Here is a 15,189-nt window from a genome sequence, read left to right on the forward strand (position 1 = left end):
TTTTCCTTTATCAAAAGATTTTATTTATATTGATAAGAAAAATTTTTTACTTTAAAACCAAAAACCTTGAGCATAAATAAGTATACGGCTATACCTATGGTACAAATAATTGAAAGTCTTAATATACGATCTAGTATTAATGCATCTTCCCATTTATTAACATATTTTAAAATCATTAATAATACTATTGCCATTACTAACGTTGATATAATAATTTGAAATAAAAACTTCATCAATCCATGTTCTAACCTAAAAATTTGTTTTTTAATTAATTCATGGAAAAGCAAATATGCATTCAAAATGCCTGATATACTTATAGATAATGATAAACAGACATGTTTTAATGAATGAAAAAATAGTAAATTAGTTAGTTGTGTTACAATTAAAGTGATAATAGCAATTCTAACTGGAGTTTTAATATCATTACTAGAATAGAAAGCAAGAACTAAAATTTTAGCACTCATTAAGCCAACTAAACCAATCGAATATGCAATAAGGGCATATTGTGTCATAATAGCATCACTGATATTAAATTTGCCGTACTGAAATAATGTAATTATTATAGGTTTAGATAAAATTATTAAACCTGCAGTACTAGGAATAGATAATAATAAGCAAATTTTTAAACCCCAATTTATCAAACGTGAATATTCATCATAATCATTGTTAGTTAAACTTTTCGATAGTGAAGGTAAAATAATTGTACCCAATGCTACACTTAGCACCCCTATAGGAAATTCTACTAATCTATTAGAATAATATAACCAAGATAAAGATCCAAAAGCTAAAAAAGAAGAAAAAATATTATTAATAATGGAAGCAATTTGACTAACTGACATACCAATAATGGCAGGGCCCATTCTTCTCATTACTAACAAAACAGAAGGATGATTGAACACAAATTTAGGTATAACTAGCAAATTAATTTTTCGTACATAGTATAACTGAAAAAACAGTTGTATTATTCCACCAAAAAACACTCCCCAACCTAATACTATTATAGGTGGATAAAAATAACCATGAAAAAATAATATAGATATTATAATACTAATATTAAATAAAATAGGGGTACATGCAGGTACCAAAAAATAATTATAAGTGTTTAGTATAATACCTACTAAAGATGCAAGTGAAATTAATAAAATATAAGGAAGCATAATACGTAATAATTTCGTTGCAATATTGAATAGATAACTGTCTCTTGTAAATCCTGGTGCTGCAATGAAAGTTAATTTAGGAGCTAATATCATACAAAAAACTATAATACAGGTTATTGATGTTATTAATAGTCCAGATACACAAGACACAAATTGTCTTACACTTTCATTGTTTTTGTTTTCTTTTTTTGATTGTGATATTTGTTCTATAAATACAGGAATAAAAGCTTGAGAAAAAGCACCTTCAGCGAAGATACGTCTTAAAAGATTAGGTAATTTAAAAGCCATAAAAAAAGCATCTGTGAACATTCCTGCACCAAAATATTGTGCAATAAGAACATCTCTTATAAAACCTAATATTCGAGAAATTAATGTTAAGATACTAACTGTTGATAGAGATTTTAATAAATTCATAATTAGACAATGAATCCTGAAAGGAATATACTTATATCAAGTATCCAAAGATTGATATACTTAAAAAGTATTTTATTAAAAGGTTTTTATGTTTTATAAATAAAATATAAATATGCATATATAACATCTAACAATAGAATTAATTGTATTGAAAGTGATTATATTAATTTTATTGAAAGTAATTATAATTGTTTATATAAACGAATCATTATATAATGAGTTATTAATTTATAATTAATATTTTAATTGATTATAATATTTAATATGAAGACATATATTATCACTTAATAATATAAAAATTAATTTAAATAGTAATTAAGCAATATGTTAATCACAATAAATTTTTATGAAAGAAAATAATTAATACAAATAATAAATGATTTAGCTGAATTATTTACTTAAATATAATTGCTTAATATGTTTAATTTTTAATTAATTATAATTGTTTCAATATTAGGATATATATAAAATTAAATGATTTTACAATCAAACAAGATAGTTATAAGACGTCCAGACGATTGGCATTTACATTTACGTGATGGTGATTTACTTAAGTTAGTTTTACCTTATAGCAGTTCAACATACAGTAGAGCTATAATAATGCCAAATTTAATATCACCCATAGTAGATATTAAGTCTGGAATAGATTATCGAAAATTGATTTTATCAAATGTACCAAATGGTCATATTTTTTCGCCTTTAATGACCTGCTACCTAACTGAAGTATTAGATCCTGATGAGTTAGAACAAGCTTTTTTTTCAGGGATATTTACAGCGGTTAAAATGTATCCTTTATATTCTACTACAAATTCTTCTTATGGTGTTAATAAAATCAACAATATCACTAAGATACTAGAACGTCTTCAGAAGATACAAATGCCTTTGTTGGTTCATTGTGAAGTAACAGATTTTAATATTGATATTTTCGATAGGGAAGCACGTTTTATAGATGATATAATGCACCCATTACGTAAACAATTCCCTGAATTAAAAATAGTTATGGAACATATATCAACCAAGGAAGCAGTAGAATATGTAGAATCTTCTGATAATAAAGTTGGAGCTACCATTACACCTCATCATTTGATTTTAAATCGAAACGATTTGCTAGTTCATAGGATTAATCCTCATTTTTATTGTTTTCCAATTCTTAAAAGCAAGGTACATCAAGAAGCTTTGCGTAAAGCAATATCTAATGGTAATTCAAAATTTTTCTTAGGCACAGATAGTGCACCACATATTATTAATCACAAAGAAAACAGTCAAGTACAAGCAGGCATATTTAATGCGCCAACGGCTTTATCAGTGTACGCAACAGTATTTGAAGAATTAAATGCTTTACGATATTTTGAATCTTTCTGTTCAGAAAATGGTCCTCGTTTCTACAATTTACCTCTAAATCAAGACACAATTACTTTAATACGCAAACCATGGAAAATAAAAAACACAGTCAATTTATCTCCATATTCTTTGGTCACCTTCCTTGTAGGAAATACATTAAATTGGTTCGTTGAAAACTAGTCCATATAATAAAAAATTATTTATTTAATTAACAATGAGTTATCTTGCTAAATTATCTTATTTTTATTATTTTATAATCATCTTTAAAAAAGATTACTTCCATAACATAATAATGAGTTAGTATACTCTGATTTTTAATTTAAAAAACTCCATGTAATATATGATCTTTGCAAGCTAAGCTACAACAGTTATTAAATTTTTTTATACAATTTATGCATTGTACAAATAATAAATGACAATTACTATTCGCACAGTTTACGTAAGAATCACAAGATTCACCACATTGATGACAAAATGATAAAATATCTTTAGAAATTATTTCACTCATACGTCTATCAAAAACAAAATTTTTCCCTTTAAACATAATTGGTAAACCTTTCTTACGAGCATAATTAACGTATTCAATAATTCCTCCTTTAATTTGATAAACTTTTTTAAATCCGTTATAAATCATCCATGCACTGGCTTTTTCACATCTAATACCTCCAGTACAGTATAAAATAATTTTTTTATTTTTATAATTTTTTAATATATCTATAACTTTAGGTAATTGTTCACGGAAAGTATTAGCGGGTATTTCTACAGCTCTTTCAAAATGTCCAATCTTATATTCATAACTGTTACGCATATCTACAAATATAGTTTCAGGATCATTTATCATATTGTTAACTTCTGTTGCTTCTATATATTTTCCTGTTGTACTAATATTAAGAATATTTTCTCTTATACCATCAGATATAATACGATTTCTAACCTTTATGGAAAGAACCCAAAATGATTTACCTTTATTATCTAGAGCTATGTTTATATGTAAATTGTTCAAGGCAGCATCTAAATTATAAATAAAACTTTTCATGTCTGCGTACAAAAAATCAGGCACGCTAATTTGAGCATTTATACCTTCATCAGCAACATAAACACGACCAAACACTTTCAACTTATTAAGATAATAATATAATTTATCGCGAAAAAATTTTGGGTTATCAATTTTAAAGTACTTATAAAAAGAAACTGTTGTGCGAGGGATATCTTCTAAAATCAAACGAGCTTTTAGTTCTTTATTTGAAATACGATTATAAAGTACTACCATAGTATTGATAATCCTATATGAAATCAAAAATATCTTGTTTAATCATGTTAATTATACATATAAAAAATCTTTCTTAAAATTATTACAGATACATATTTATTATTCTAATTATCATAAATAATCCATATAGTTTTGTTTATTAGCTGTTTATTAATAATAATAATCAGTATAATAAAAATTATTTTTTGTTATAAATTTAATAGTAGAGAGACGATAAAATCGTCAGTTATTTTACAACTACTTAAAGTATATTACTTCTTGCTGCTAGTTAAATTACTGCGAAAATCGTTAATAAGTAGTCTATACTAGATAAATATAGTAAGTTTCTGCTTCGATAACCGAAAAGGTAAAATTAAATTTCCTAAATCTTAAAATTCAATTTTAGTTAGATATACAAAATATTTTTGAACATAATTAATGATTAATCAATTTAACTGCTTGCATATTATTAGTTAATAATAAATTAGCATAAATAATCATTTCCAATAATTAATACTTATAGACAAACTAATTTCTTTAATAATTCATATAATGTGCTTTCTATATAAAATTACTTTGGTGCCCAGAGCGGGACTTGAACCCGCATAGCAATTAAGCCGAGGGATTTTAAGTCCCTTGTGTATACCGATTTCACCACCTGGGCTATTAAGGCGCGTCTCGGAATCGAACCGGGATAGGCGGATTTGCAATCCGCTGCATGACCATTCTGCTAACGCGCCACATACTTTATATGTGTATATCTTAATTTAATATAATTGTAAATAATTATTTAGGTTTATTCAATAGTAATTGCATATCATAATACTACTTTAATAGAAGTAGTCAATAGAGCAATTAATAAATTGTATGCTTCAGTTTAGTAATTAAAATAATTATTTTTTTTTAATAAATAATGTTGACATATCCTAATGTATAAAAACATTGCCCATAATGTCAAAATTAATGCTATATATAGTATTACTATTCCAATTTTTATTAATAAAATATTAGGATGCCATATAAGTAAAAATAAAGAAAACATTTGTATAGTGGTTTTCAATTTACCTATCCATAATACAGGAATAACAGTATTATAGGTATTATAAATCCATTGACGTAAAGCAGAAATAATAATTTCTCTAGAAATGATTATTATTGTAGGTATAGTAATCCAATAAACGTGAAAGTATTCACATATCAAAATTAAAGCTGTTGATACCATTACTTTATCTGCTATTGGATCTAAAAAACCACCGAAATTTGATGTTTGATTCCATCGTCGGGCTAAAAATCCATCGAGCCAATCAGTGATAGCAGCTATAGAGAATATTAATACAGTTATAACTGGTGAATAAATAAAAGGCAGGTAAAATGATATTAAAAAACATGGTATAAGAAAAAATCGTAATAATGTCAAAATATTAGGTATATTAAAATCCATATATTTAAAATTATATATCTATTATCAATGTTAATGATAAATTATTCACGGAGGAGGAGAGATTCGAACTCACGGATAGTTGCCCATCGACGGTTTTCAAGACCGTTGCCTTAAACCACTCGGCCACTCCTCCAAAATATCATTTGTCAAACAAAAGATATTATATGTTATTTTTATGAAAAATGTAAAGCAAATATATTAATTATATATTGATATTTATATAATTATTAGTGATATTAAAATAATTTAAAGGGTGATTTTTATTTGACAATACATTGTCATCCTATTTTGGATAGTATTAAATAGTGAGCGAATATATTATATTTTGTATTAATACTCAATATAAAATTTTAGATAAAGGAATTAAATGTGATTATAGATGATAAAATTATTGCATTAGATAATGATGGATATTTAGAAAATATTGATGAATGGAATGAAAATATTGCAATAAAAATCGCAGAATGTGAAAATATTATTATGACTATCGAACATTGGAATATAATATATTTAGTTCGTTCTTTTTATTTAAAGTACAATATTTCACCTACAATGCGTATGTTAATTGCTTATATTAATAGCCAAGATCAAAAATCAAAATCAAATAGTAGTTATTTGTTTAGATTATTTCCACAAGGCGTTTTGAAACAAGCTACTAGAATAGCAGGAATACCAAAACCCAGCCAATGCCTTTAAGAAATTGTTTTTTGATTAAATATCTAATGTTTTTATTCTAGTTATTTATAATTAAAAAATAATAAAGTACCTATTTAAAACAACTAAATTTAGGATAAAAACATTAATATAATAGAAAAATTTTTCTATCCTGAGATATACTTATTTTTTAATAAATAATTTTTGATTATTGAAGATAAATATAATATCATATTATATCATTGGTGTCTATTAATTAAGAAGTATATGAAATTTATTGATTACTATTAAAATAATCAAATAAAATTATAAAACAGATACAAATCTTACAATATTCTTAACAAGAATTTAGTTTGCACATTTATAATGTTTTAAGACATTTATCTATAATAACAAAATGTGCTAGAGTTCAATTTATATTTATTAAAATAATTTCGGTAGTATCTAAAGGGATTTAGGATTTTATTATAATATTCAATGTGGATTAAAGTTTTATTATTTTAAGTTATCATAATATATTTATAGCAAGATCATGTTTGATCTTATTGAGATAATCATTTAGAAATGCTTTGAGATAATCATTTAGAAATGCTAGATTAAATTATTTGATTTATACACTTTTTACTAATAGTACCTCAGAATATGTTAATTTTAATATTTAAATTGAAATCATATGTTGACTTCTTCATTATTTCTTGTTTTGAATAACAACGAGGTAACGAGGTATAAAATGAAAAAGATAGTTACTATTTTTGCAGTATTTCTCGCTGGCTTTTCAAGTATAGTACAAGCAGCCTCTCAGAAAAACACTTGGTATGTTGGTGGAAAAATCGGATGGTCCAAGTATTACAGAGCTAATGATCATGATTATACCTATGCCAGCAATGATGGTCCTACTCGTACAAATTCATTTGGTAAGGATATGTTTGTAGGTTACCAAATAAATTCGAAATTAGCTACTGAACTCGGTTTTGATGTATTAGGTAAAATAAAATATAATGGTGACAAGATTTATGGTAAATATAGAGCATATGATCTACAGTTAGGAGCTAAACTTAGTTATCCATTAACTGACAAATTAGATTTATATACAAGACTAGGTGGATTGATTTGGTATTCTCGAGTAAAGCAATTTACAGTAGAAAATTTTAATCGTATGTATGATTATGATGCAGGTATTGCTGCATTTATAGCAGCAGGTGTTGAATATACTGCAAATGACAATATGGGAATAAGAGTAGATTATCAGTTTATTAATACAGTGGGTGATAAGAACACTGTTGGTACGCAGCCTGCAAACAGTTTTTTGACTGTTGGTTTATCATATAAATTTGGTCAAGCACCATATGTTGAAAAAGTACATATAAACAAACATCCATCAGATGATGATAGTGTTGACATTTTTAATCTAAAGGCTGATGTTTTGTTTGATTTTGATAAATTTACATTGAAAAAAGAAGGTAAAAATACTCTAGATTTATTATACGATAAGTTAAAATGTCCTGATCAAAAACATGAAATTATTGTTATAGGTTTCACAGATAAAATAGGTTCTAACAGTTATAATCAAAAACTTTCTACAAAAAGAGCTCAATCTGTTTTAAATTACTTAGTTATGAAGGGTATCCCATCGAGCAACATTGTTATAGATGGCAAGGGTAAATCCAATCATATTACTGAAAATAGTTGCAATAATATTAAAGATCGTAAAGTTTTAATAAATTGTTTAGCTCCCGATCGCAGAGTAGAAATTAAGATTACATCAACAAAAAATATTATTAATAATCAAATAGAATCATAATAGTATTAAAAACAATAGAACCCCCCTTCCTTGAAAGTAAGGGGGTAATTATTTTTAGTGCTATTAATAAAACGATATTTTTTTATTATGTATTAAAAACCAAAATTTATTATTGTAAATAAAATAGACGTATATAAAAATTAATTTTGAACTTAAAAGTGCATAATACTTTGAACTATAAAAAACTAACATGGAAAGATCTTCAACCAGATATCTTACGATATAGATCTGTTTTCTCTAAAATCAGAGAAAATTCTGTAAATCCAATAGAAAAAATACAGCCCAGGCTAATAAATGGATTAGCACATATTCATCATCAAAAACAAGGTTTTCCTGTATTATTGATTTGTGGTAAAGAAGATATAGATTATCTCAAGATTATTTCTCAAATATCTAAAAACTTTATTCTTCCTGCATCTGAAGAACTATTTGGAGGAGATTATCAAGTTATTAATGATACAATTATATTAAAACCTGCTTCAGATGTACAACATCCATTTACTAGTGTAGGAGAAGTTTGTTTTGCTGACTGGATAGAAAAACATTTATTGTTTGGATATGCATGTGTATATAAAAATCGCATTCATCTTGAACCTGGTCTCATACATAAAGCTAATGGTGGTACTTTAATACTTTCTCTGAAATCTATTTTGCTTCAACCAGAAATTTGGTTATATTTAAAGAAATTTATCAAACAGGGATATAGCGAATTATTTTCTCAAGATAAACGACGTCCTTTGCCAATATCAATTCCTGTAATGCCTTTAAAATTAAATTTAGTTCTATGTGGTGATATAGAAGCATTATATGATCTTCAAAAAATTGATTCAGAATTATATGATATAGCAATTTATACCGAATTTGAAAAATATATTAAAATATTTAGTGAAGATGATATGTTGTCATGGTGTAGATGGGTCGTTTATTTAGCGGAACAAAAATTTTTACCTATACCAAAGGAAAATTTTTGGCCAGTATTAATAAAAGAAGGTATTCGTATTAGTCAGGATAAAGAAAAATTACCTTTATGCCCAGTATGGTTAGTTCGTCAAATTCGAGAGTCAGTGTTAATCATGGATAAATCATTAAATGATGAAGCACTATATAATGCTTTACAGGTACGTTTATGGCGGGAAAATCACTTTCAGGAAACCGTAATTGATGATTTTTATTTAAAACAAAATATACTTGAAACTCAAGGTGAGGTAGTGGGTCAAATTAACGGATTGTCAGTTATTGATGATCCTACTCATCCTCGTATTATAGGTTATCCTTGTAGGATAACATGTGTAGTCTATCCTGGACATAATGAATTCATTGATGTAGAAGGTAATGCTAAATTAGGTAGTAGTATATACATAAAGAGCATGATGATTATACAATCTTATCTAATGTCTGAATTTGATATACAAGTGCCGTTTGTTGCTTCATTGGTATTTGAGCAATCTTACGATGAAATTAATGGCGATAGTGCTTCACTAGCGATACTCTGTGCATTAATTAGTTCATTATCAAAATATCCTATTAATCAACAAATAGCAGTAACTGGTTCTATAGATCAATTGGGTAAAATACAACCTGTCGGCGCATTAAATGAAAAAATTGAATCTTTTTTTGAAATTTGCTATAGACGTGGATTGACTGGAAAACAAGGTGTAATTATTCCATATCAAAATGAAAGAAATTTGGGTCTTAATGCAAAGTTAATAAAAGCTGTGCAAGATAATGAATTTCATATATGGACAGTACAAAACGTTAATGAGGCTGTTTATTTATTAACTGGAAAATTTTGGAAAAACAAAGAAGATAAAGACAATTGTCTTTATTATAGTATTCAAAAAAGAATAGATCAACAAAGCACACAATCAAACTCAAGCATATTTAGGTGGTTTAAATGGTTTAAATAATTTTATTTATATTCTATTTATAGAATCATATAATGGTTTGGTTATCTTACATTATTGCTTCATTGGATTAAGATTGATTATCTCTTTAGAGATTTGATCCGATACCTTATGCCATCCTAATGATAAAGTATAAACAAGTTCATCATAACCATCTTTTTTTTGTGGTATAATGAAACTGAAATCACGTTTAATAAAATATTTTCCATGTTCTAATAGCCATTCACCACTAATAATTACTTTTCCATCATATCTGCCTTGAAATTTCTTCATTATGATATTTAGTTTACTTATTTTATCTTTTATCATTGGTATATCAGCAGATATGAACCATTCAGGAAGATTATCGCTTAAATTACTAATCATAGTTTGTTTTAATTGTTGAACAAGAGGATTTATCCATAAATTATGATTGGTAATAACATATTCTACATCATTAGTTTGATATACTAATCCATTACCTGCTAAATGATCTGGTAATAAAATTTGTTGTATCCAAAGAACAGGTTGATTATTATGGTATTTGTTTGATATAGTGTGTATATGATTAGTTTCTAATGGTAAATGATAATAAGTTTTTTTGCTTGAACCACTGCAAGCAGTAAGAAGTGCTATAACTAATATTATCGCTTCTTTTTTCACCTTTGTACCCTTTTTGGTTGAGGATCTTGTTCTGGTGAAGATTTATATATAAGTGCATTACTATTAATGTTAATGTTTTTAAGTATCAAATTCAGTTCATTTAAAACTTGATTTAACATTTGCATGTTACTTCTTAATCTATTATAAGTACTTGAACCAGGATGCAGATCTTGAATAATAATATTAATATTATCTATGGCTCTGTGTATATCCTTTGGCAAATTATTTATTATTGGATTTTTTAAAATATCATTGGCTGTTTGAACCAATATTTTAAATTCTTTTATTGTTTCTGCTCCTTTTTTTAAAGTAATATTGGATTCTTTAATTGTGTCATTAATTGGCATTTTGCTAATTTTATCAATTGCTAATAATAATTTTTCTTGTATATTGTTTAAATTAAGATTAATAGTAGGAATTGTTTTATAACCTAAAACTGTTTTAGCTGAATTTTTATTTATATTATTATAAAAATCTAGATCAATATAAGTCGAACCTGATAAAACATTGTTAGTTTTTAACATTGCATAGATCTTATTGTTTTTATTATTATTATATAAATACTTGTCTATGTTAAAATTGTTACCTAAAAATTTTAAGAAACGTTTTGGTTCAAGTTGAATCAATACCGGTATAGTATAATTGTAATTTAATTTCTGTTTTCTGATAGCTTTTAGGAAGGGTACTTGTGATACTGAGCCAATACGAATACCCCGAAATTCTACAGGAGCACCAATTCTTAAACCACGAATAGAACTTGAAAAAAGCAAAACATAATTTGTAATGTTATTAAACAGAATTTCTTGCATTCTATCTTTGTCATCAAATAAATAATATAGTTTTTTGTTTTCAATATATTTACCTGAAAAACAACCAACCGTAGTATCAAAATTTACGCTACTATTAAATATGGTATTCAATGATCCGATTTCGATGCTCATGCTAGAAGTAGATAAATTTGCACTAATACTACTGTTTTTCCAAAAACAAATTTTATCATTTATTAAACTAATATAAGGTTCTTTAATAAATAACTGATATATCATTTTATGACTATCTGCATTGAACATACTGTTTTCCACTGTTCCAACACGATAACCACGAAAAAAAACAGGATCACCTTTAAACAATGTTTCAAATTTTTTACTTTCTAAAAGAACACGAGTGCCTTTAGCATTAGGTAAAACAGCAGGTGCATCACTTATAAGTTTATAATTTTTAGCAGCATTATTCTTGTTGCCAGGATATAATTCGATATAAGTTCCTGATAATAAATTACTTAATCCATTAATGCCTTCTTTTTTAAAATGTGGTTTTACTATCCAAAACATAGTATCTTCATGCAAGAGATATTTCATATCTGATTTTAATCTGACTTTTATTTGTATATTATTTAGATCTTTTGATATCGATATTTTTTTTACTAGCCCAACAGTAACGTGATTACTTTTAATAACAGTCCTTTCTTCTTCAATTCCTTGAGCATCATTTGCAACTAATATTACTTCAGGTCCTAAGTGAATTAATTGATATACCATGATCCATGTAGCAATAAATAAAGTAACAAATGGGAAAATCCATATTGGAGACCAGTTTTTTATTTGACTTAACTTGGCATATTTATAGTTTTTTTCCATTAATTACTGATTCCTTTGTGTTTTATTAGTTCGATCCCATATTAATCTTGGATCGAAATTCATTTCGGCCATCATAGTAAAAATTACAACTAAAGCAAAGAACAATAAACCAGATGTAGGATAAATTTGTATTAATTTTTTAATCCTTAATAATGAAGAAAGTATTAATATTACGAATACATCAATCATTGACCACCGGCCTACAAATTTAATAATTTTATAAACGATATACATTGCTTGAACATTTTTTGTTTTTTTGCTTGAACTCCAACATAACCATCCAATCGATAATATTTTTAATATTGGTACAATGATGCTAAAGATAAATATTAATATAGCAATTAAATAATAACTTTCATTCCATAATAAAATTATTCCTTCTAGAATACTGGATGGATATTCTAAACCAAATATTTCTGTAATCATCACAGGCATAATATTAGCAGGAATATAAAATATAAATGAAGTAAGCAATAAAGCATATGTGCATTGCAGACTATATTTATAACGTGCTTCAGCTACAATTTTACAACGTGTGCATTTGTGTTTAATTAATGGTAAAATAGCATTACAACATGGACAAGAGCGTAAACCTTGACTTAAGCCACTTTTACCAATTATAGGTTTTTGGGGTAAATCAGGCTTAGGTTTTATACATTGCCATAACCATTGACGGTCAATACATTGAAAAAATCTTATTTGTAAAAAACAGAATAAACACCAAGGCCAAAAGCTAGGTTGTAAATCTATAACACCGTAATTGGTTAGTTTTATTAAGCTTATTAACATAGCTCCCATAAAAATTTCGACCATCATCCACTGATTAATTTGAAATAAAGTTCTACCTAATATTAACTTTACATTTATGGGTATTTTAATAGGATTAACTAATAAAAAAATGATTAATATGCAACATATAGGAATAAACTGAACAACTAGTATGAAAAATGCAGCTAATATATTATAACCATCACTAATGATGGCATTAGGAATTTGATTTAATATAAGTTGATTATTTATACCAGCAAAATTGATGTTTATAAAAGGAAAAATATTAGATAAAATTAACAGAAAAAGTGTAGATAAAGCATAGATATTATGTCTTTTATATGGTTCACACCAATTTGATACTAATATGGAACAACAACGAGGACAAGATGCTTGTTTACCAGCAAGTAAACAAGACAATTCCATTAGTAAATCACATTTGGGACATAGTATATAATCAACATTTTTTCTTGCTAACATATCTATGTTACCTTAAAATTTTTGTTTTGATTATCAATCATAAACAATTAATTATTGTAATTTGCATGTGTAATAAAAGCACTAATACTTTAATATTATAGTCAAATATATAAATCCAGATAACATGATTAAATCTTAATTCATCAATATATTTATAATACAATTAATCAGAATTGCCATTGCTTTAATTAATTTATAAAATAAATTATCTAACTTATATAATATATATTACTGTATAATTTTTATTGATTCATATTAAAGTTAAAGATCGTCGTATTAAAAGTTTATAAAAACAATCCATTATCCATGATAATAGTAATATATTAATATATAATCTTTAATTAAAAGGTAATAATTAAGTCTAAAAATTTAAATATAATTAACAATATCTTTTATTAATTGTGGACCTTTATAGATAAGACCAGAATAAATTTGGATCAATGATGTACCAATAGCAATTTTTTCTCTGGCAGCAATTAACGAATCAATCCCACCTACTCCAATAATTGGAATACGGCCTTTTAGTTCTTTTGCTAAAGATTTAATCACTAAAGTACTTATTGACTGCAAGGGACGTCCGCTTAATCCGCCAATTTCTTCACAATGCTTTAATCTCCTAACTAAAGAACGTGTAGTAGTAGTATTAGTGGCAATAACACCATCAATACGATATCTAATTAAGCTATCTGCAATTTTAATTATTTCTGTTTCTGAAAGATCTGGAGAAATTTTTATAGCTATTGGAACATATTTTAATGTAAATTTTTCTAGTTCTTTTTGTTTTATTTTAATAGAAGCAAGAAGATCATCAAGTGCTTCGCCATATTGTAACATTCTTAAAAACGGTGTATTTGGGGATGAAATATTAATAGCAATATAATCAGCATAAGAATAAACTTTTTCCATACAAATGAGATAATCATCTTTGCTTTTTTCAATTGGAGTAGTTGCGTTTTTGCCAATATTGATACCAATTATACCTTTAAAATTAGATTTTTTTACATTATTAACCAAATTATCTACACCTAGATTATTTAATCCCATCCTATTGATAATACCTTCTGATTCGACTAAACGAAATAATCTTGGTTGTATATTCCCAATTTGAGCTACTGGTGTTACAGTCCCTACCTCAATAAATCCAAAACCCATAGCCCCAAATAAGTCAATGCATTCTGCATTTTTATCTAGTCCAGCTGCAAGACCTAATGAATTTTTAAAAGTAATTCCCATACACTTTACTGGACGAGATACTAGTTTAAACTTGAAAATTTTTTGTAGTGATGTCCCACTAATTATACTTAATTGTTTAATTACAATTTTTTGTGTTAATTCAGGATCAAATTTAAACAATATAGATTTAATGATATGATAAATCATATTGTCTCCAATATTTATTATATATAATAATTTATAAGGATAATTTTAATAAAAATTATTTCAATATCTTTATTAAGATCAACTATAATATATTAGGATAAGTTGTATTTGCATTGAAATTTATTTCAAATATATAGTGTATAATTATGAATTATCTAGTTTTTATATTACATATAAAATGTGGTTATTGAGTGTTAGATGTTGCTAAATTTAATTATTAGTTTAATTCGATTTACTTATAATGCTGGTTAATATCTATGTGTTTCGTAAACATCTTATGGTTAAGTTAAACATCTTAGTGGTTAAGTTATGTGATATACT

The 15,189-nt window shown here is 26.1% G+C and carries 11 protein-coding genes and 3 tRNA genes; 4 read left to right on the forward strand and 10 right to left on the reverse strand.

Features of this window, described 5'->3' with window-relative positions; translation table 11 throughout:
- Nucleotides 1-20 precede the first annotated feature (20 nt).
- The gene (gene murJ / locus CRV11_RS01230; RefSeq protein WP_136131517.1) at nucleotides 21-1,571 is read right to left on the reverse strand and encodes a murein biosynthesis integral membrane protein MurJ; all 1,551 of its coding nucleotides are present in this window, start codon (nucleotides 1,569-1,571) and stop codon (nucleotides 21-23) included.
- A gap of 474 nt (nucleotides 1,572-2,045) precedes the next feature.
- Between murJ and pyrC the strand changes: the two genes are divergently transcribed.
- Nucleotides 2,046-3,092 carry a dihydroorotase gene (pyrC, locus tag CRV11_RS01235; protein WP_136131518.1) on the forward strand — a complete coding sequence of 349 codons (1,047 nt, stop codon included), beginning with the start codon at nucleotides 2,046-2,048 and terminating at the stop codon, nucleotides 3,090-3,092.
- 139 nt (nucleotides 3,093-3,231) lie between these two features.
- On the opposite strand, the gene trhO is transcribed toward pyrC, so the two are convergent.
- The 5 genes from trhO to CRV11_RS01260 all read right to left on the reverse strand — a co-directional run bounded on the left by trhO (nucleotide 3,232) and on the right by CRV11_RS01260 (nucleotide 5,735).
- Entirely contained in the window at nucleotides 3,232-4,182 is a 951-nt protein-coding gene (gene trhO, locus CRV11_RS01240; protein ID WP_136131519.1) for an oxygen-dependent tRNA uridine(34) hydroxylase TrhO, read from the reverse strand.
- A 556-nt stretch (nucleotides 4,183-4,738) separates the two neighbouring features.
- Nucleotides 4,739-4,825 (reverse strand) — tRNA-Leu (locus tag CRV11_RS01245).
- Nucleotides 4,826-4,830: 5 nt separating this feature from the next.
- Nucleotides 4,831-4,901, reverse strand: a tRNA-Cys gene (locus tag CRV11_RS01250).
- Between the two features lie 137 nt (nucleotides 4,902-5,038).
- Nucleotides 5,039-5,602, reverse strand: a complete 564-nt coding sequence (gene pgsA / locus CRV11_RS01255; RefSeq protein WP_136131520.1) for a CDP-diacylglycerol--glycerol-3-phosphate 3-phosphatidyltransferase — start codon at nucleotides 5,600-5,602, stop codon at nucleotides 5,039-5,041.
- 48 nt (nucleotides 5,603-5,650) lie between these two features.
- Nucleotides 5,651-5,735, reverse strand: a tRNA-Ser gene (locus CRV11_RS01260).
- Nucleotides 5,736-5,971: 236 nt separating this feature from the next.
- On the opposite strand from CRV11_RS01260, the gene CRV11_RS01265 reads away from it, so the two are divergent.
- The 3 genes from CRV11_RS01265 to CRV11_RS01275 all read left to right on the forward strand — a co-directional run bounded on the left by CRV11_RS01265 (nucleotide 5,972) and on the right by CRV11_RS01275 (nucleotide 9,964).
- Nucleotides 5,972-6,298, forward strand: a complete 327-nt coding sequence (locus CRV11_RS01265) for a TusE/DsrC/DsvC family sulfur relay protein (RefSeq protein WP_136131521.1) — start codon at nucleotides 5,972-5,974, stop codon at nucleotides 6,296-6,298.
- A gap of 688 nt (nucleotides 6,299-6,986) precedes the next feature.
- Nucleotides 6,987-8,057 (forward strand): porin OmpA, encoded by a 1,071-nt coding sequence (gene ompA, locus CRV11_RS01270; protein WP_158674480.1) that lies wholly within the window; start codon nucleotides 6,987-6,989, stop codon nucleotides 8,055-8,057.
- Nucleotides 8,058-8,227: 170 nt separating this feature from the next.
- Nucleotides 8,228-9,964, forward strand: coding sequence for an AAA family ATPase (locus CRV11_RS01275; RefSeq protein WP_136131523.1), 1,737 nt, complete (start codon nucleotides 8,228-8,230; stop codon nucleotides 9,962-9,964).
- A 51-nt stretch (nucleotides 9,965-10,015) separates the two neighbouring features.
- Here the strand turns inward: CRV11_RS01275 and pqiC are convergent, their stop codons facing one another.
- The 4 genes from pqiC to pyrD all read right to left on the reverse strand — a co-directional run bounded on the left by pqiC (nucleotide 10,016) and on the right by pyrD (nucleotide 14,868).
- Nucleotides 10,016-10,603 carry a membrane integrity-associated transporter subunit PqiC gene (gene pqiC / locus CRV11_RS01280; RefSeq protein ID WP_158674481.1) on the reverse strand — a complete coding sequence of 196 codons (588 nt, stop codon included), beginning with the start codon at nucleotides 10,601-10,603 and terminating at the stop codon, nucleotides 10,016-10,018.
- Nucleotides 10,600-12,240, reverse strand: coding sequence for an intermembrane transport protein PqiB (pqiB, locus tag CRV11_RS01285; RefSeq protein ID WP_136131525.1), 1,641 nt, complete (start codon nucleotides 12,238-12,240; stop codon nucleotides 10,600-10,602). The genes pqiC and pqiB overlap by 4 nt, the downstream gene beginning before the upstream one ends.
- Before the next feature lie 3 nt (nucleotides 12,241-12,243).
- Nucleotides 12,244-13,488, reverse strand: a complete 1,245-nt coding sequence (locus CRV11_RS01290) for a PqiA/YebS family transporter subunit (RefSeq protein ID WP_136131526.1) — start codon at nucleotides 13,486-13,488, stop codon at nucleotides 12,244-12,246.
- Nucleotides 13,489-13,857: 369 nt separating this feature from the next.
- Nucleotides 13,858-14,868, reverse strand: coding sequence for a quinone-dependent dihydroorotate dehydrogenase (gene pyrD / locus CRV11_RS01295; RefSeq protein WP_136131527.1), 1,011 nt, complete (start codon nucleotides 14,866-14,868; stop codon nucleotides 13,858-13,860).
- Nucleotides 14,869-15,189: the final 321 nt, after the last annotated feature.

This window comes from Candidatus Pantoea edessiphila (genome assembly GCF_002933335.1).
In the GTDB taxonomy this organism is placed as follows: Bacteria; Pseudomonadota; Gammaproteobacteria; order Enterobacterales; family Enterobacteriaceae; genus Pantoea_C.